This is a genomic window from Pseudomonas silensiensis (genome assembly GCF_050434865.1).
In the GTDB taxonomy this organism is placed as follows: Bacteria; Pseudomonadota; Gammaproteobacteria; order Pseudomonadales; family Pseudomonadaceae; genus Aquipseudomonas; species Aquipseudomonas fluorescens_W.
This window is the reverse complement of sequence record NZ_JBNDJH010000001.1, coordinates 166,614-185,319: the sequence shown is the minus strand read 5'-3', so window position 1 is coordinate 185,319 and position 18,706 is coordinate 166,614. Positions and strand designations below refer to the sequence as shown.

14 protein-coding genes and 1 pseudogene are annotated in these 18,706 nt (G+C 56.1%); 5 read left to right on the top strand and 10 right to left on the bottom strand.

Annotated elements, in window-relative coordinates:
• Window positions 1-2: 2 nt before the first annotated feature.
• Window positions 3-194, top strand: a pseudogene (locus QF010_RS00750) (LysR family transcriptional regulator); the annotation flags it as partial.
• On the opposite strand, the gene treS reads toward QF010_RS00750, so the two are convergent.
• Both treS and QF010_RS00740 read right to left on the bottom strand, forming a co-directional pair.
• On the bottom strand, window positions 183-2,246 hold the full coding sequence (gene treS, locus QF010_RS00745; RefSeq protein ID WP_429532342.1) for a maltose alpha-D-glucosyltransferase: 2,064 nt from the start codon (window positions 2,244-2,246) through the stop codon (window positions 183-185). The pseudogene QF010_RS00750 and the gene treS overlap by 12 nt on opposite strands.
• A 508-nt stretch (window positions 2,247-2,754) precedes the next feature.
• Window positions 2,755-4,650 carry a sigma-54-dependent Fis family transcriptional regulator gene (locus tag QF010_RS00740; protein WP_429532341.1) on the bottom strand — a complete coding sequence of 632 codons (1,896 nt, stop codon included), beginning with the start codon at window positions 4,648-4,650 and terminating at the stop codon, window positions 2,755-2,757.
• A 244-nt stretch (window positions 4,651-4,894) separates the two neighbouring features.
• On the opposite strand from QF010_RS00740, the gene QF010_RS00735 reads away from it, so the two are divergent.
• Window positions 4,895-6,718 carry an NAD(P)/FAD-dependent oxidoreductase gene (locus tag QF010_RS00735; RefSeq protein WP_429532340.1) on the top strand — a complete coding sequence of 608 codons (1,824 nt, stop codon included), beginning with the start codon at window positions 4,895-4,897 and terminating at the stop codon, window positions 6,716-6,718.
• 269 nt (window positions 6,719-6,987) lie between these two features.
• On the opposite strand, the gene QF010_RS00730 is transcribed toward QF010_RS00735, so the two are convergent.
• The 6 genes from QF010_RS00730 to QF010_RS00705 form a co-directional block, all read right to left on the bottom strand.
• The gene (locus QF010_RS00730; protein ID WP_429532339.1) at window positions 6,988-7,977 is read right to left on the bottom strand and encodes a zinc-dependent alcohol dehydrogenase family protein; all 990 of its coding nucleotides are present in this window, start codon (window positions 7,975-7,977) and stop codon (window positions 6,988-6,990) included.
• 105 nt (window positions 7,978-8,082) lie between these two features.
• Window positions 8,083-8,985: a LysR family transcriptional regulator gene (locus QF010_RS00725; protein WP_429532338.1), complete on the bottom strand. Its 903-nt coding sequence runs from the start codon at window positions 8,983-8,985 to the stop codon at window positions 8,083-8,085.
• Between the two features lie 425 nt (window positions 8,986-9,410).
• Window positions 9,411-10,391 carry an isopenicillin N synthase family dioxygenase gene (locus tag QF010_RS00720; RefSeq protein ID WP_050482880.1) on the bottom strand — a complete coding sequence of 327 codons (981 nt, stop codon included), beginning with the start codon at window positions 10,389-10,391 and terminating at the stop codon, window positions 9,411-9,413.
• A 170-nt stretch (window positions 10,392-10,561) separates the two neighbouring features.
• Entirely contained in the window at window positions 10,562-11,461 is a 900-nt protein-coding gene (locus tag QF010_RS00715; RefSeq protein ID WP_033061703.1) for a glycine betaine ABC transporter substrate-binding protein, read from the bottom strand.
• 142 nt (window positions 11,462-11,603) lie between these two features.
• On the bottom strand, window positions 11,604-12,539 hold the full coding sequence (locus QF010_RS00710; protein WP_429532337.1) for an electron transfer flavoprotein subunit alpha/FixB family protein: 936 nt from the start codon (window positions 12,537-12,539) through the stop codon (window positions 11,604-11,606).
• Window positions 12,539-13,288 (bottom strand): electron transfer flavoprotein subunit beta/FixA family protein, encoded by a 750-nt coding sequence (locus QF010_RS00705; protein WP_033061701.1) that lies wholly within the window; start codon window positions 13,286-13,288, stop codon window positions 12,539-12,541. The genes QF010_RS00710 and QF010_RS00705 overlap by 1 nt, the downstream gene beginning before the upstream one ends.
• A gap of 205 nt (window positions 13,289-13,493) precedes the next feature.
• Here QF010_RS00705 and QF010_RS00700 point away from each other — a divergent pair, with 205 nt between their 5' ends.
• From QF010_RS00700 to QF010_RS00690, 3 genes are all read left to right on the top strand, one after another.
• The gene (locus tag QF010_RS00700; protein WP_033061719.1) at window positions 13,494-15,530 is read left to right on the top strand and encodes an NADH:flavin oxidoreductase; all 2,037 of its coding nucleotides are present in this window, start codon (window positions 13,494-13,496) and stop codon (window positions 15,528-15,530) included.
• Between the two features lie 55 nt (window positions 15,531-15,585).
• Window positions 15,586-16,710 (top strand): S-(hydroxymethyl)glutathione dehydrogenase/class III alcohol dehydrogenase, encoded by a 1,125-nt coding sequence (locus tag QF010_RS00695; protein ID WP_033061718.1) that lies wholly within the window; start codon window positions 15,586-15,588, stop codon window positions 16,708-16,710.
• Between the two features lie 63 nt (window positions 16,711-16,773).
• Window positions 16,774-17,157 (top strand): VOC family protein, encoded by a 384-nt coding sequence (locus QF010_RS00690; protein WP_033061700.1) that lies wholly within the window; start codon window positions 16,774-16,776, stop codon window positions 17,155-17,157.
• A 69-nt stretch (window positions 17,158-17,226) separates the two neighbouring features.
• Here the strand turns inward: QF010_RS00690 and QF010_RS00685 are convergent, their stop codons facing one another.
• Together QF010_RS00685 and QF010_RS00680 are read right to left on the bottom strand one after the other, a co-directional pair.
• Window positions 17,227-18,003, bottom strand: a complete 777-nt coding sequence (locus QF010_RS00685) for a pyrroline-5-carboxylate reductase family protein (protein WP_033061699.1) — start codon at window positions 18,001-18,003, stop codon at window positions 17,227-17,229.
• On the bottom strand, window positions 17,993-18,700 hold the full coding sequence (locus QF010_RS00680) for a TetR/AcrR family transcriptional regulator (RefSeq protein ID WP_033061698.1): 708 nt from the start codon (window positions 18,698-18,700) through the stop codon (window positions 17,993-17,995). Before QF010_RS00680 ends, QF010_RS00685 begins: the two co-directional genes overlap by 11 nt.
• Window positions 18,701-18,706: the final 6 nt, after the last annotated feature.

Sequence of the window (18,706 nt, the reverse complement as noted above, 5' to 3'; positions counted from 1 at the left end):
AAGCCGCGCAGATCCACACCTTGATCGGCCTGGTGGCCTGCGGTTTCGGCGTGGCCCTGGTGCCCGAGTCCATCGCAAACTCGATCATGCGCGACAAGGTCCTGTTTCGCAGAATCCTCCCGGTGACAGAGTCGCCCAACCCCGCCATCGGGCTGTACATGAGCTGGAATACCCACAACGAATCACCGCTGTGAGCTGCTCACCACCCGCAGTGCCAACCCCTCATACGCATCCAGCGTAATGGTGAACTCGCCCTCAGGCGTAAGATCACCTTCGACCCGTTCATTGATGATGTCGACCACCGGCCCGGGTGCGATATTGGGCAGATGCAGAGTTTCGGTGATCGGAGTCGAGCCGAAGTTCAGCGCGGTGATTTGCGTACCTTTGCCGGCCGGCAGCTCATGGACCATGATCAGCAACCCTGGATGCTCGACATCCGGCACCAGGATCTGGCGACTGGCGGCGATGTCGTAGGCGCGGCGCGCAGCAAGAATTTTACGCAGTTGTGAGACGAACGAATCCGAATCCTTCAGTTGGCTCGGCAGGCTGCCATACAAAGTCTTCGGACGTGGCATCCGCCCCGCCGACATCGATGCCTGCGGGTTGAGGTCCACCAGATCATAGGCACCGCGATGAATCCAGCGTGTGTCACCGTCGCCCATCAAATGCTCGACTTGTTCCGCAGGCAATGGCAACGCGCCAACCAGGTCCCAGCCAGACAATGCGAACACGCCGGGTTGCATGGCGTTGTACATCACCAACAACAGATGGACCTGGCGGATCTGCTGAATATCCGCAGAGGTTATCGCCTCGAGGTCACGAATGCCCAGAGCCGCCGTAATGATGCTGGTGGTGGTGCAGGACACGCCATTGGTGACGAATTTCAGATTGTAGGGAGCATGTTCTCCCGCCAGGCGCTCATACATCTGCTCGCGAATGTGCTCGCGCAAGATGTTGCCGGGAAAGGTTTGGCCCTGATAGAGGTAGGTGTCGTGAGCGTGCAGCGTCCAGAAATGCACCAGTTCCAGGGTCAATTCATCATGGTTCTGCAAGGCATGGATCAGCGAGCCCGGATCGATGCCGAGGTTGTGCATCTGACGCAGCATCAAGCGCAAAAATTCGGTGTCGCCCATCAGTAAGGCGTGTTGGTAGGCCGGTCGGGTGATGAAGTCATAGGACAGGTCGGCGCCGCCGTGGGACATGGCGGCAATGTCGTCGACCGTCAGGTTCAACTCTTGGAAACTGAAGCCACCGGCCTTGCGAATCGCCCCGCCCAGCAGTTGGTTGCCAGTGATCGACAACGGATGGCTCTCGGACCAGGCGGTGCCATCGATTTTGCGTTCCACGCCGAGGAAGCCGTTGGCGTCCAGACGCAGGATTTTCGCCCCCATGACGTCGATGGCATGTAGCGCATCTCCGATGATCATCTGCTGAGCGGCAAAAGTCGGGTCAAGCCAGTTCAGCGATGGTTGCCCCTCCTTGAAGTAATGCAGGTAAACCCAACGTCGCGGCTTGCCGTCGACCCCCATCACGATCGGTGTCGCACTCCAATCGGTTTCCTTGACCCCTGGCTCGAAGAAGATGACCCGTTGCAACTGACCGACGATGTAATGCTTGTCTCGCAGAACGTCTACCTGCTGCGGGGTCAGGTTCTGCGCATCGCGTCCCTCGGTAATGTCGGGCAGTAGCGGCCAGTCTTCTTCGCGGATCTCCACCATATGGTAGAGCCCCGGATAGTCTTCATACGCCATCTCGGCAAGGCGAAAATCCGCGCCTTTGCCGGTGTGCGACGGGATTACATCGTCGATGATGACCGCATTGTGCGCGGCGGCCATGCGCACCAGCGCCTGAAGCTGAGCCTCGGTGCCCAATTGCGGGTCGATATCGAAACTGATGCGGTCAAAGTTGCCGTCAATCGTCGGCGTGTGTTCCGTGCCCGAAAGGCCGCCAGACTTTTTCAACGGGCCATTGTGGATGCCCTGGATACCGATTCTCGACAACGCGTGCCATAAGGTTTCATCCCCCAGGGCTTCCAGTACGCTGCCGTCTTCGCGAGTGACAATGGACGCCGGGTAAGCGGTGAACCACACCGACGCCAGGGCCGAAGCATCACGGGGCCGGGTATGGGCGTAAGGCTGTTGCCACAATCGACCTTGTCCCGAATAGAGCTTGGGCCGCTGTTTTGCGGCATGAAGCATCGATTGTTCGACCAGCCAGTCGACATGATTTTTCTCAGCTGCCGTCATGGAAACAATCACCTCTGTAATGAAAAAACCGCACTCGCCCCTCTCCACCAAAGGCGCCGCTCGTTTTTATATGAGGTCATGACGTGGCATTCGTTGCATCGAGTCAGCAGGACGCTTGCGATGCGCAATGGGTTAAGTAAAAACCAAGAGGCCCAACGCAGCGCACTGACATTTCCAAGGTACCGGCACGTATTTCAACAACGAGTACTTTTCAGGCTCAATATTTTCACTGGCGATGATTTTGGGAACGATGAGTATCTACTTTCTGCTGCTGTCGAAATAAAGCACGTCAAACTCATCGGGCCGCACATTTTTGCAAGGTGAAAAATTACTGAAATCCGCCAGATGAGCAAAGCGATAAAGTACTTCACGGCGCCGCGACCAAACTTGGACCTGCTTGTGCACACTGAGCTTCATCCATCACGCTATAACAAGTCCTGAGCATGCGGAACAGAGCCTCTCAGTCCAAGTCCACAGAGGCAGGAAACGCGACGATGTCATTCTGCATTCAACCGGGTCGTGAAATACCGTGATGACGCAGTTTGCGATAGAGCGTATTGCGGCTGATCCCCAGGCGAGCGGCAACATGGGCGATATGCCAATGTTCCGCCTCAATCAATGTGAGCAGTGTCTGCCGCTCGGATACGCCTAGCGGATTTTCAGCCAGCGCAACTGTCGCTGGCACTGCCGGCAGCAACTCCGCCAAATCGTCAAGGGTGACACGCCCCTCCAATGCCAACGCTACCAGTGTGCGCAGGCACGTACGCAACTGCCGGACATTGCCCGGCCAAGGCTGCGTCAGCAGGCGCTCTCTGACGCCCGCCTCTAGCCGAATCCTGACCCCTGCTGCCTCCTCGCGCAGCAATAGGTCGAGCAAACGCCCCTTGTCTGATCGTTCACGCAGCGGTGGGAGCTGCACGGCGAATCCGGCAACGCGGTAGAACAGATCCTCGCGCAAGCGCCCTTCGGCCACACAGGCGTGCAGATCCTGGTGGCTGGCACTGATGAGGCGAACATCGAGCGGACGTGCCGTCGCGCCGCCTAAGGGCACCACCTGACGCTCCTCCAACACGCGTAGCAGGCGAGTCTGTAAAGCCAGAGGCATATCGGCGATCTCATCAAGAAATAGTATGCCGCCGTGGGCCTGTTCCAGCTTACCGATCATCCCGTCTTTACGTGCACCGGTGAAGCTGCCCCCGCGATAGCCGAACAGCTCGCTTTCGATAAGCGCTTCTGGAATGGCTGCGCAATTGATCGCCACAAACGGCTGGGTCGCTCGGGAGCTGGCGCGGTGCAGCGCCGCAGCAAAAGCTTCTTTGCCAGTACCGGTTTCGCCCTGTAAAAACACCGGAACGTCACGCTCCAAAACACGTAATGCGCGAGCAAAGCCGCGTTGCAGGCGTGGGTCCTCCAAGCACACGTGCACATCGTTGATTTTGGAGGTCGCGGGAATGACTAAAGGCGCCTGGTGCGCGGGTTCTCGCAGCTGCCCATAGAACTGGCGTCCGTCCACCAGCCGCACTGGCCAACAGACACTCGGCTGAGCGCTGGCCTGGCTCATCACCTGCTCAATAGGTGTTTCCAACAACGCTGTTAGAGACTGGCCGATCACTTGATCACGGCTGAGGCCCAACAGATCCAGTGCAGCATGATTGACTGAGCAAATACGGGCACTCTCGTCGAAACTGAGCAGACCTTCACCCAACAGTCCAACGAAGCCTGCCTCAGGGTGGAAGCGCAGCAAATAACGCTGTGGATCATGCCCCAAGAAAAAACAGCTCTCTATTAACTTGGCCGATAGGTTGGTCAATGCCATGGCCTGGAAGTGTTGCTGAAGGCTGTGGTCGTCCCTTACAGAAGAGAGGTTGAGCACGGCTAGCAACTCTCCACTCGCATCAAATATCGGGCTCGCCGAACAGGTAAGACCGACGTGCTTGCCACGGAAATGCTCATCACGACGGATGGTTACGTCCGCTCGCTCGACCAAGCAGGTGCCGACACCGTTGGTGCCTTCGCAATCTTCACTCCATACAGAGCCGAGCCACAGCCCGGAACGCTGAAATTCGGCTCGTTCGGATTCGTTAAACACACTGTCGATCGCCACACCGCGAGCATCGGTGAGTAGCACCACGTGACCATCACGTCCGAGTTGTTGGTGCAGGTTGCTCATCTGCCAGTGCGCCACAGCGATGATGTGTTCCAGTGGCGCGCGGTGATCCTGCAAGCGTGGATGCTCAACCACGTTCGGTGCGCGGCGACTGGCAGGATCGAGCTGATACTGATCCAGGCACCGACGCCAAGATCGTGTGATGGCACGGTCAACAATAGGGCCATGGCTGGCGTGAGTGTCCTGCACGGCTTGCAGCACTTGTTGTGCATGGGCGTTGATCAAGGCCGGCTTCATTGTTCTTGTTCTCCGTTACGGTTAGGACACGGGTCTGTTCGCAGCTTATATGAAAAGATCGCAACGAGCGCTTTTTGCACCGAGTGACACTCTGTCATCCACCCTTTCCAGAATCGTGACAGAGAGGTGAACCCAAGCCTGAGCAATACTGCCGCAGCAGCTCTGCAATGGGGCTTTCGCGAAGGTGGCCCGAGCCTTGCTCTGGAGCAAGTTGTACAAAAACAACAAGATCTGGAGAAGCCCCATGAACATCGCTGTCGAAACGCCTCTGCACACGCCAACTGCTCAGCTCGCTGCTTGGATCGAAAACCTCGGCGAGCGTCTCGCCCAACGTGATGTGGACGGCGTACTGGAACTGTTTGCCGAAGAGTGTCACTGGCGTGACCTACTACTTTTCAGCTGGAACTTAGTGACCTTGGAAGGCAAGCCTGCCATCCGAGACATGCTCGAAACACGCCTCGACCAGACTCGTCCTGAGCGATGGAAACTGGAAGGTGAGGCGACGCTGAATGACGGTGTGCTCGAAGGTTGGATCAGCGTGGAAACCGATGCGGCGCGAGGTAAAGGCTACGTGCGTCTAAAGGAGGGCCTGTGCTGGACGCTGTTGACGACCATGCGCGAGCTCAAAGGCTTTGAAGAACCCAGCGGCCGCCGTCGTCCAATGGGTGCCAATCATGGTCACGCCAACACCGACAAACGCAACTGGTTAGAGCGCCGTCGCGATGAGGAAGCTTCGCTAGGCATCACCACCCAACCTTACTGCCTGATCGTGGGTGGCGGCCAGGGTGGGCTGGGGCTCGCTGCGCGGCTCAAGCGAATGGGTGTGCCAACTCTGATCGTCGACAAGGCCGAGCGTCCTGGTGATCAGTGGCGCGGTCGCTACAAGTCGCTGTGCCTGCACGACCCAGTCTGGTACGACCATATGCCTTACCTGCCCTTCCCCGATCACTGGCCAGTCTTCACCCCAAAAGACCAGATTGGCGACTGGCTGGAAATGTACACCAAAGTCATGGAGCTCAATTATTGGCCGCGTACGGAATGCGTGAGCGCCAGCTTTGACGAGCAAAGTGGCACCTGGAAGGTTGAAGTTCAGCGCGATGGGGAGCGTGTGACTTTACAGCCAACCCAGTTGATACTCGCCACCGGAATGTCTGGCGTACCCAATATTCCCAGTTATCCGGGTGCCGAGGTTTTCAATGGCCAGCAGCATCATTCCAGCCGCCATCCCGGCGGAGACGCCTGGAGCGGCAAGCGCGCGGTGGTCATCGGCGCAAATAATTCGGCTCACGACATCTGCGCCGACTTGGTGGAGAACGGCGCCGAGGTGACCATGGTGCAACGCTCCAGCACCCACATCGTGCGCTCCGACAGTTTAATGGATCTCGTCTTCGGCGGGCTCTACTCAGAAGACGCCCTGGAGACGGGTTTGACCACGGACAAGGCTGACATGCTGTTCGCCTCAATCCCCTACAAGGTCATGCCAAGCTTTCATCAACCCATATTTGACGCGATCAAGGAGCGCGACAAGGACTTCTACGAGCGCTTGGCCAAGGCCGGCTTCATGCTAGATTTCGGTGACGATGAATCTGGCCTTTTCATGAAGTATGTACGCCGTGGTTCTGGTTACTACATCGACGTCGGCGCCTGCGAACTGATCGCTAACGGCACGATCAGGCTCAAGAGCGCGCCTGGCCTGGGTGTCGAACGCATCGAAGCAGATGCCGTCGTACTCAACGATGGCAGCCGACTACCGGCAGATCTGATTGTCTACGCCACGGGCTATGGCTCAATGAATGGTTGGGCAGCGAAGCTGATTTCCCAGGAAGTAGCTGACAAGGTCGGCCGCTGCTGGGGCTTGGGTTCTGGAACCACGAATGATCCTGGCCCGTACGAGGGCGAACTGCGGAACATGTGGAAGCCAACACAGCAGGAAAACCTCTGGTTCCACGGTGGCAACCTGCATCAGTCACGGCATTATTCGCTGTATCTGGCGCTGCAGATAAAAGCGCGCTTCGAAGGCATCGACACATCCGTCTATGGCCTTGCCGAGAGTCACCACACTGGCTGAGTCAAATGGCGCCCAACCGTGGTTGGGCGCCTATCCACAATACCCCGAATGCAGCCTACTCGTAGAGATTGATGGCTGGCAGCTCACACTCTTCAATGACTGGGACACCCTAGCCACGAGTACTGCAGATCGCCTGATGGCTGAGTCGGAACACTTGGGTTACGCCACAGTGACGGAGCCGATCCTGTTGAACTGTTGAGTGCTTGGGAATCGCCAACGCTTCAGGACAACGAGAGGTGAGCATCCCCGTTTTTTTACCGATTGTTGCGTCAAACTTCGATAACGATTTTGCCGATTTGGGTGTTGGATTCCATGTACTGATGAGCCTCAACAATCTGGGCTAGCGGGAACGTTCTGGCGATCAGCGGATGCAATGCACCAGCCTCAAGCCCCTTGGTGATGAAGGCTTTGGCCCGACTCAGGCGCTCAGGCTCTTGGGTGACCTCAAATAGCTGATATCCGCGAATAGTCAGGTTCTTGCCGAGTACTTCCCATACCGGAATGCTCATATCACCGGTTTCAAGAGCGCCGTACTGGAAGAAAATACCCCGGGTAGACAGCGAGCGAAGAATGTTTGCTACCTCAGTTCCTCCGACCGGGTCGAACGCCATACGAGCACCCTTTCCGTCAGTAATGCGGTTAACTTCAGTGACCAGATCCTGCTCTTGAGTTGCGATCACGTAGGCAGCCCCGGCATCCAGGAGAGCCTGTCGTTTCTTACTTGTACGGGTGAGCGCAACAGGCACCGCACCCACCAGATTTGCGATCTGAATGGCGGCTAAACCGACGCTACTGGAGGCTGCGCGGATCAGTACAGTTTCGCCTTTTTGGAGTTTTCCAATGTCGATAAGGGCACCGTATGCCGTAACAAACTGCATCCAGGTTGCTGCTCCCTCGACCGCCGTCATACCAGCAGGCTGCTTTACAACAGCGTGTAGAGGAGCGATGACCAGTTCGCCGTACATGCCGTAATCAGCAAAGGAAAACGCGGGGATTACGTTGACTTCATCGCCTACAGCATACTCAGTCACGCCTTCTCCGATGCTTTCAACGGTGCCAGCTGCTTCATAACCCAAGACAGCAGGCATTTCAGGAACGAACCCGTATTGGCCGGAACGGTACATCGCCTCGGCGCGGTTCAGCCCCAAAGCTTTCACCTTGATTCGAACCTCTCCGGCGTCGGGTTCACGCACATCGACTTCATCGATCTGCAGCACTTCTGGGCCACCAATGCGGTGGAAACGGACGACTTTTGACATGGGTAAACTCCCGGTATCTGGAAAGCGTCAAAGGTAATCCTTCACTGCCCCCCCCAGAAGACCGGCCAGAGACACAGACTGTTATCCCAAAAATAACAATCCGGTCTAGGCCAGGTTATGTGTGGCCATCAAAGCCTTCAGCCATTGCACAAAGACCTCGACCTTTGGCGGCAATAGGTCTCGGTGGGGGTAGAGAATAGAGACCCGCTTGGAAGGTACCGGGTAACCGCCCAGCACTCGAACAAGCGAACCGTCTTTTAGATGCTCTCGCACCGTTAACTCAAGCGCTTGAAGCAGTCCAAACCCGGCTAGTGCCGACGCAACGAACGCTTCGCTATCATTCACGTTGATTCCCGAATTAAGGCGCATGGTCTTCACCTGCCCGTCCACGACGAAGATCCATTCGATTGGCCGTGGATGGGTTCCGGAGAAATAATTGACGGCTTGATGGGTGTCCAGGTCGGCTAATGTGCGGGGCTCTCCAAAGCGCTCAAGGTAGGCCGGCGCAGCACATGTCACCATCGGTAGAAAACCTATGCCGGTAGCGATCATGCTTGAGTCTTCGAGGGCCCCCAACCGCACGACACAATCCACTCCCTCTGCGATCATGTCGATGGGCTTGTCACTCGTGCCAAGGGTCAATTCGATACCTGGATATTGGCTTTGAAACTCCATCAGGGACGGGATAATAAGCAGCTTCCCCAGGGCGACTGGCATATCTACACGCAGCTTTCCAGTGAGACGTGCTGGACGACTACCGAATGACGCCATGGTCTCATCGACCTCAGCCAAGATGGCTTTGCACCGGTTGTAGAACACTTCACCCTCAGGGGTGAAGCTCACCTGGCGAGTTGTTCGATTAAGCAATCGCCCTCCCAGTTGCAGCTCCAAAAGCTGAATCGTTTTGGAAACAGCAGGCCGGTGAAGGTGTAAGGCCTGTGCTGCCTTGGTGAAACTGCCGGTTTCCATGACGCTGACGAAAACCTGCATCGAGTGAACGATGTCCATTAAAACGCACCTGACGAAGGATCATCACAGCTTACTCCCCTCTTCTCCGCCAATAACGGTATAGAGGCTCCGCGACGTGGTGTGTAGACGATTCTATCGGCAGCAAAAAAGGCTGGCGCTATCGCACCGTCCTTCTGCAGGGCACGGTGAAAATCCACCAGCCGTATGAGCGACACGTGAGCAGGTAAACGGGCCAAATCGAACTGATCAACTCCAGCCCCGGCAGCATAGAGGAGTCGAAGATTCCCAAACTGTTCCGCAAGGCTGGCAAGAGGCTCCCAAGCCAGGATGTAGTGCACCTCTGCCGGGTTACCGATATCAGGCCATTGGCGGAACTCTAGTTGAGGGGCGAGCGTTGACAGCCATCTCGCCATTTCTGCGCATCGGCGGGGTCGGCCATGTATAGGATGCACATTGAAAACTCCCTATTCGCCTTTCAAATGCGCATAGCTATCAACGAATCGCTTAAATTTGTGCTGGCCACACGTGTACGCTTCATACTTCGCGGGTAGAGCCTCACTCACGCAGGTTGGCACAGGTTCAACCACCGCATCGAAATCCAAATCAATAAAGAAAGGTATTGAATAGCGCTCTAGACCGCTAGTGTTTATGACGCGATGCATTGTCGAGGTGTAGCGATCGTTGGTAAGGGTTTGAACCAGATCACCAATGTTGACAATAAAAGTGCCTTCAACGGGTGGTGCAGTAACCCATTCCCCTGCACGGTTCCTGACTTGCAAACCGCCAACTGCATCTTGGGACAGGACCGTCAAGAAACCATAGTCCGTGTGTGCGCCAATGCCGATCTCCTCTTGGGAGACCCTTCCGATCTGGGGCGGGTAATGCAAAATTCGTTGGATAGTGATGGGCTTACGTTGAAGATGTTCAAAGTAATCTTGTGGTAGACCCAAGCTCAGCGCGATCCCGCCAATAAGCATTCGCGCGAGTGCCAATACAGAGGAATGGTAATCCTCGGCGACCTTCTCAAATTGCGGCAGTGCCGACGGCATTTGATTAGGACCAAAAAATGGAGAGACCTCATCGTAATGAGCTCCGCAATCAAAACATTCTTTGAAATCGCGGGTATTAGCAGGATCGACGTTTTCCGCGTACATCGGTATATAACCACGTAGCGTGGGCCCGGAATTTACGACATTAAGCTTGTTCTTCTCATCAAAAGGAAGCTTGAAAAAGCTTTTGGTGAGCGCATACATTTCATCTATCAACTGCTGGTCAATGCCATGGTTTTTTATATAAAAAAAACCCACCTTTTCGCAGGCATCACCTATTTGGCTTGCCACCTTCAGTGGATTTTCGCCGTTTATGAGCGACGATATATCTATGACTGGAATTTCAGTGAAAGCTGTTTGTTTGCTAGCCAGACGAATATCAAATAACTCTGTCACGTATGCTCTCCTTTCCAAAAAATCAATTAGGCAGAAGATCTAGAAGGCACGGTGGCGCCCTCTTTAATCTCGCCTCCTATAAAAACCCGACCCGAAGATAAACATTCAACACCCTTCACTCACTGCAAAGGGCATCGAACTGCAAAATAGTGACAAAACAGTGGCAGTCGTCACTGGCCCGCTGTTGTTGCAGCGGTTGTGCTGTCAAACATTGCTGCAAAGCGGGGCTTGTTGGCTGCGTAGTATTCTGCAACTACCTTATCTGCCGAGCTATCACGCGCAGTAGCCATCATTTTCTCAAGGTCAGCTTTAGGAATTTTGAAGTTGGCGAAGAATCGAGCAACATCGGGATGTTCTGCACTAAAACCTTTGCGGGCAACCGCGTGGATTTGCTCAGAGCCTCCGAAAATCTGCTTCGGATCATCCAAATATCGCAGTGACCACTTGGAGAACATCCAGTGCGGGCTCCATGCGTTAATCAAAGACCACTTGTCACGTTTCAGATTACGATCCAACTCACTCAACATTCCAGATTCTGACGAAGCGACCATCTTATAACCATCAAGACGATATTCTTTAATGGCCTTTTCCGTAAGTTTGTACTGACCATTACCCACTTCGGAAGTCAGAATCTTGCCGCCGAGTTTTTCCCTTACCTCTGGCTTGTTGAGGTCTTCGACACTGGCGATTTCACTGACAGGAATAGAAGTAGGCACCGCCATGCCAATCCGACCTTCATAAAGCACACCCAAGTCTTCGAGTTTGTCGCGGTATTTGTCATAAAAAGACTTGTGAGTGCTTGGCAGCCAAACCATAGGAATCAGGTCGATATTACCGTTAGCCAGAGCCTGGAACTGAATACCAATATCGGCAAGAATCAATTTGACCGGTTGCTTCAGGTGGTCTCGCAGCGCCGTGTCCGCCAGCTTTACAGCAATTTCCGTATCCGACCAATTCACCCAACCAATACGGATAGGCGCGGGCTCCTCGGCTTGAGCAATCAGGCTGCTGGAGATCATAACCAAACCTGCAAGCCAGCCGGTACAAGTTTTACTGGATAACGTAATCATGTGCATCTCCGCGTGCTGTATTAATAGTTATTGGCAGGACAGCAGAAGCATCAACTTCCCTCATAAAAGTGCGAAGCTAATATTAAATCTTCAAATATGAAATTTAGCTCATTGCTCTGCCATGGAATCATTATCAACTCACTCACAATGCCTTTTCGAGCGCCGGTAATGCCTCAAACAAATCCGCAACCAACATGTAATCTGCAACTTGGGCGATTGGCGCCTCAGCGTCCTGGTTGATCGCGACGATTACCTTTGATCCACTCATACCCGCCAGGTGTTGAATGGCGCCACTGATACCAGCGGCGATATACAGATCCGGCGCCACTATTTTCCCCGTCTGCCCGACTTGCAAGTCGTTGGGGGCAAAACCTGCGTCCACGGCAGCGCGTGATGCGCCTACGGCGCCACCGAGTTTGTCTGCCACACGTTCGATCAATGCAAAATTCGCTTTGCTCTGCATCCCGCGGCCACCGGAAACGACGACACGAGCGCTCGACAGGTCAGGCCTTTCGCTAACCGTCAGTTGTTCGCTTACAAAGCGAACAGTGTTTGCGTTCTGCCCTCCATCAACGGCGATGACATCGCAGCGATCCTGATGGGACGAGGCTTGGGCAAAAGCCGAGGCGCGGACGGTGAGCAACTTGACTGAATCGATGGATTGAACGGTGGCGATCGCGTTGCCCGCATAAATGGGCCGCTCGAAGGTGTCTGCCGACACAACTTTGATGACGTCCGAAAGCATGCCGACATCCAGGCTGGCCGCTACCCGTGGCAACACATTGCGACCCATGCTGCTCGCATCGGCCAGTACATGGGTATAAATGTCGCCCACTAGCGAAGTGATCAGTGGTTGTACATTTTCGGCCAGAGTCTTCTCGAACATCTCATCCTGCGCGAGCAGCACTCGATGCAGGCCCTTGGTAAGCGCGGCGTGTTCCGCAACGGCTGACAACTCTGGCCCGCCCATCACAAGCAAATCCGTTTCGAAGCCCAGATCGATAGCAGCAGTAATTGCACTCAACGTACCTGCCGTGAGTTGACTCCCTGTGTGCTCGGCTATAACCAATGTGCGCATCAAATTAACCCCGCCACGTTTCTCAGTTTTTCCACCAACTCAGATACCGAACTGACGTTGATACCTGCTTTTCGCACAGGAGGTGGCGTCACCTTGAGCAGCCGGGTGTGCTCCCTCACGTTCGCGCCCAAGTCATCAGCGGCAATCACCTCAAGAGGTTTTTTCTTGGCTTTCATGATGTTCGGCAACGAGGCATAGCGCGGTTCATTAAGGCGCAGATCACAGGTAACAACTGCGGGTGCCGTAAGGGCCACAACCTGGCTGCCACCATCGACTTCACGTTCAACAACCCATCGGCCATCGGCATAGCGGATGGCCGAGGCAAAGGTGGCCTGACCACTACCTATTAATTGCGCAACCATCTGCCCGGTCTGGTTGTTCTCCTGGTCGATAGCCTGTTTACCAAAAAGGATCAATTGCGGCTTTTCGTTATCGATCACTTTGCTTAGGTATTTGGCCACGTTGAGCGGCTCGAGCATCGCGCTCGTTTCGACCAGGAGTGCTCGATCCGCGCCAAGCGCTAATGCCGTGCGTAATTGTTCTTGCGCAGCAGAAGTGCCAACTGAAACGACCACCACCTCGCAAACCACGCCTTTTTCCTTAAGGCGAATAGCTTCTTCCACTGCGATCTCGCAGAAAGGGTTCAAGGCCATTTTTACGCCATTCAGGTCGACGCCTGAACCATCACCTTTAACACGAACTTTCACGTTCGGGTCGATGGCGCGTTTTACCGCTACGAGCACTTTCATAATTTCCTCGGGCACTCATCAATCGATGCAATGGATGACAGGCGTGGATGAGCCAGTTCAGTCCTTGTTTTGACGGATGTTAATCCTGGATTTTTTGTTGCGCAAGCAAAATGTACACCTGTGTCACCAACCATTGACACAGGTGTACATTTATCCTAATTTCAAGTCACCAAGCCTGATGAAGCCCACTTTGGAGCGCACCACGATGTCCAGCGATCCCTTGCTGCAACCCTATAAAATCAAGAATCTGACCCTCAGAAACCGGATCATGACCACCTCCCATGAACCGGCCTACCCTGTGGACGGCATGCCCAAGGATCTCTACCGCGCCTACCACGTGGAGCGCGCAAAGGCCGGTGTCGCCCTGACCATGACCGCCGGTTCCGCTGCCGTCTCCCGAGACAGCCCGCCGGTGTTCAACAATGTGTTGGCCTACAAGGACGAAGTGGTCGGATGGTTGAAGGACCTGACCGATGAATGCCACGAACATGGCGCGGCAGTGATGATCCAGTTGACTCACCTGGGCCGTCGCACCCGCTGGGACAAGGCCGACTGGTTGCCGGTGGTGTCGCCGTCACACCGTCGCGAGGCTTCACACCGCTCCTTCCCGAAGAAAATGGAGGAATGGGACATCGAGCGGATCATCAAGGACTATGTAGACGCGGCGGAACGCATGAAGGCGGCAGGGCTCGATGGTCTGGAGCTTCAGGCTTACGGGCATTTGATGGACCAGTTTTGGTCGCCGTTGACCAATGACCTCGACGGCCCTTACGGTGGCTCGCTGGAAAACCGCATGCGCTTTACCTTCGACATCTTGCGTGGCATCCGCCAACGGGTCGGCGAAGATTTTCTGCTCGGGGTTCGCTACACCGGTGATGAAGAACTGCCCGGTGGCTTCAATGCCAGCGAGGGTATGCAGATATCCCACATGCTCAAGGACAGTGGACTGGTCGACTTCCTGAACGTGGTACGCGGCCACATCGATACGGACGCCGGCCTGACCGATGTCATCCCGATTCAGGGTATGCGCAACTCACCCCACCTCGACTTCGCTGGCGAGATCCGTTCGGCAACAGGCTTCCCGACCTTCCACGCGGCGAAGATTCCCGACGTGGCCACGGCGCGCTACGCGATCGCCTCGGGCAAAGTGGACATGGTGGGCATGACCCGCGCGCACATGACCGATCCGCACATCGTGCGCAAAATCATCGAGAAGCGCGAAGAAGACATTCGCCCGTGCGTGGGCGCCAACTATTGTCTGGATCGCATCTACCAGGGTGGCGCGGCCTACTGCATCCACAACGCAGCGACGGGGCGGGAAACCACCATGCCTCACGACATTCCCAAAGCCGCCGTCAAGCGCAAGGTGCTGGTGGTCGGCACCGGCCCTGCCGGGCTGGAAGCGGCGCGGGTTGCCGGTGAGCGCGGCCATGACGTGACGGTGCTTGAGGCGGCTGACCAACCCGGCGGGCAGATTCGTCTGACTGCGCTGAGCGAACGTCGTCGCGAGATGATCAGCATCATTGATTGGCGCATGGCGCAATGCGAACGGCTGGGGGTGAAGTTTCACTTCAATACCTGGGCCGAAGCCGACACCGTGCAAGCCTTCGAGCCTGACGTGGTCATCGTTGCGACCGGCGGCCTGCCGGATACCGAGGTGCTCCGCAAGGGCAACGAACTCGTGGTTTCAACCTGGGACATCATATCCGGTGACATCAAGCCCGGTCGCAACGTGCTGATCTTTGACGATGCGGGGGATCATGCTGCTCTACAGGCAGCCGAAGTCATCGCCAATAGCGGCGCGAAAGTAGAAATCGTGACCCCTGACCGCTCGTTTGCACCTGAAGTCATGGCCATGAACCTGGTGCCCTACATGCGCAGCCTGCAGGACCTGGACGTCACCTTCACCGTCACCTACCGGGTCGATACAGTAGAAAAACGTGATGGCGGGCTCGTTGCAACCTTCGGCAGCGATTACGGACAGGTCCACAAGCAGCGCGTGGTCGATCAGGTAGTCGTCAACCACGGCACCCTTCCCCTGGATGACTTGTACTTCGACCTGCGTCCTCTCTCCACCAATGGCGGCGCGGTAGAACAGCATGACCTGATCGCCGGCACGGCACAGAACATCGTCACCAATCCCGAAGGACGCTTCCAGCTGTTCCGGATCGGCGACGCCGTGTCTGCTCGCAACACCCACGCGGCCATCTACGACGCTTTGCGCCTGGTGAAAGAAATCTGAATCCGAACCTCCATTCCTGTTGGAACGGAGGCTCGCCATGAACAAGAGGGAAACCATGTCAGCAGTGACCATCAAATCGAAGGCGGCAGTCGCTTTCGGCCCAGGACAGCCGTTACAGCTGGTGGACATCGATGTCGCACCGCCCAAGGCTGGCGAAGTACGGGTACGAATCGTGGCAACTGGAGTCTGCCACACAGATGCTTTTACTCTGTCGGGCGACGATCCCGAGGGGATCTTTCCTGCCGTGCTGGGTCATGAGGGTGGCGGGATTGTCGAGTCGATCGGCGAAGGCGTGACGTCATTGTCGGTCGGCGATCATGTGATTCCGCTGTACACGGCCGAGTGTCGGCAATGCAAATTCTGTCTGTCGGGCAAGACCAACCTGTGCCAGGCAGTCAGAGCGACGCAGGGCAAGGGCCTGATGCCTGACGGAACATCGCGCTTCTCCTTTCAGGGTCAGCCGGTGTTCCATTACATGGGCTGCTCGACCTTCTCCGAGTACACAGTACTGCCTGAGATCTCCCTGGCCAAAATCCCCAAAGATGCGCCGCTAGAACAGGTTTGCCTGCTGGGCTGTGGCGTGACCACAGGCATAGGTGCCGTACTCAATACTGCCAAGGTCGAGGCCGGGGCAAGCGTTGCGATATTCGGGCTCGGCGGGATCGGGCTGGCGGCCATCATCGGCGCGAAAATGGCCAACGCCGGGCGAGTCATCGCCATTGATATCAACCCGGCCAAGCGGGACGTCGCCCTATCGCTCGGCGCGACCGACTTCATAAATCCCATGGACTATGACAAGCCCATCCAGGACGTGATTGTCGAGCTCACCGACGGTGGCGTGGACTATTCGTTTGAATGTGTCGGCAACGTCAAATTGATGCGAGCTGCTCTGGAGTGCTGCCACAAGGGCTGGGGTGAATCGATCATTATCGGTGTTGCCGGTGCGGGCCAGGAAATCAGTACCCGCCCTTTCCAACTGGTAACCGGGCGCGTCTGGCGGGGCAGCGCGTTTGGTGGAGTCAAGGGCCGCACGGAGCTTCCCAGCTACGTCGAGAAAGCGAGCACCGGCGAAATTCCGCTGGAAACCTTCATCACTCATAACCTTGGCCTTTCAGACATCAACAAGGCTTTCGAATTGATGCATGCCGGGCAAAGCATTCGCACCGTCATTCATTTCTGACCAAGGCACTGCCGTGAAATCGGCCAGCGCTCACACCCGCATCACAACCCAAAGGAAATCAAAATGTCTGTTTTTACCCATGTCACTGTCGGTACCAATGACCTTGCCAAAGCACGGACCTTCTATGATGGCGTTCTCAAAGAAATTGGCCTCAACCGTGTTGCCGACCTTGATGAATCCGGCTCCATCTGGGGCGTGGATAAACCGTCGTTCTTCGTGCTCAAACCCGCCAACGGCAATCCGGCCAACGTTGGCAATGGCGTGACTGTGAGCTTCGAAGCGCCTAATCGCGCTGCGGTACATGCATTCCACGAAACCGCACTCGCGGCGGGTGGCATCTGTGAAGGCCAACCGGGTTCGCGTAGCTGGGCTGAAAATGCCTATGCCGCTTACGCTCGGGACCTTGATGGCAACAAACTGGCTGTCTACTGCTTCAAGGCCGAATAATCGCAACCGATGACGCCTTTTACGGTGAAGGCCCTTCAGCGGGCCTTCACTGTATATCCCCTGCCCTGGCTACATTCCCCGCCGCGCAACCTCAGCGCCTGCCTTTACTGCCTGCCCCACAATGGACTCGATGTTCTGATCGGCCATCGACTGCAGCGCTGCCGCCGTCACGCCACGGTAAGCCATCAACGACTCAATCATTTGCCGCGGATCGCGGCTGGCAAGCATCTGGCCTCCCCCCACCACTACGCCTTGTGCAGCGCGCTGCGCGATGGCAAGGGGAATTCCCGCAGCCACCGCCTGATTAGTCAGTGCCATTTGCAACATCGCCGGGAAGGCCGGCCCAGTCCCGGACAACGCGCTGAGGTAATCAATACAGTCTTCATCAGGCACTTCGTCCGCCGAACCTACGCACTCGAAGAGTCGCTGCACCCACTGGCGGTCGCGTTCAACAAGGTTTCCGGCGAAGTACCAAGGCGTGAACGACTGCCTGATTTCCACGGCCGCATTCGGCATGGCCCGCACTATTACATCCGCACCGGTGGCCGCGCTGATGGCTGCCGCCGGAACTCCGGCCATCAGAGAAATCACTAGCTTGCCGCGGGCATTGATCAGCAGTTCGCGAAACTGCTCCGGCCGGATGGACAGCACGACAATATCGCTGAGGTCCACCAACTGCTGGTTGTCGGCCAGCAGCCTCACGCCTGGCTCAAAAGTACTGACGCCGGAGCGGTTCGAGATCAACAAGCGGTCAGGCTCGATGAACCCGCTATCGAGCAGCGCCTGTGCGATTGCGCGCCCGAGCCAGCCGGTGCCCCCAATGATGCCCAGGGTTCTATTCTCCATCGGCAGGAGACTCCTCGAATGTATCGACCAAGGGGACGAAAACGCCCGGCTCTTTTTCTGCGTAGCCGAACTTTCCATAAAAGCGGTCCAGCTCGCGCCTCTTCGGTACTTTGCCGGTAAACACGCTCACGTACTGAGGAATCCGTCGAAATCGCACGACAATATCTTCATCGGTTTTCATCGAGATGTAGCCGATCTGTGTGAGGTAGATCGTCCTGGCCCGAACGTCAGCCCCCTCGACGTCGTAACCAAACCGTCGGAACATCGCGGCCAGGGCATTCATCCGCGCTTCATCGGCTAAAGCGATTTCAGCTTTGACCTCGTCCGATTGCAGCGCCCAACTGCGCACGGCAAATTCGAACTGCGAGTCAAACAACTCAGGGTTCAGCCAGCACTCGAAGACGTTGAGAATCGCTTCAGAAATACTTTCGGCGTAACTCTCACATTGGCTGACCATACCGCCGGTGTTCTTGTCCCGCCATCGAGCCAGGAGTGCCGCGAGCAACTGTTCCCGATCTTCATAGAACCAGTAGAAGCTGGTACGAGACAAATTCAGGCGCTTGGCCAGCGGCATCACCCGCACAGCATCCACACCCGACTCTTTAAGAGCGTCGTAGGCGGCATCCAGCCAACCATCGACGGAGCCTCGCCAGCCTGCGTCCTGCGCTTTGGTTTTCGCCCTTCCTGTCTGTGACATTCGGGT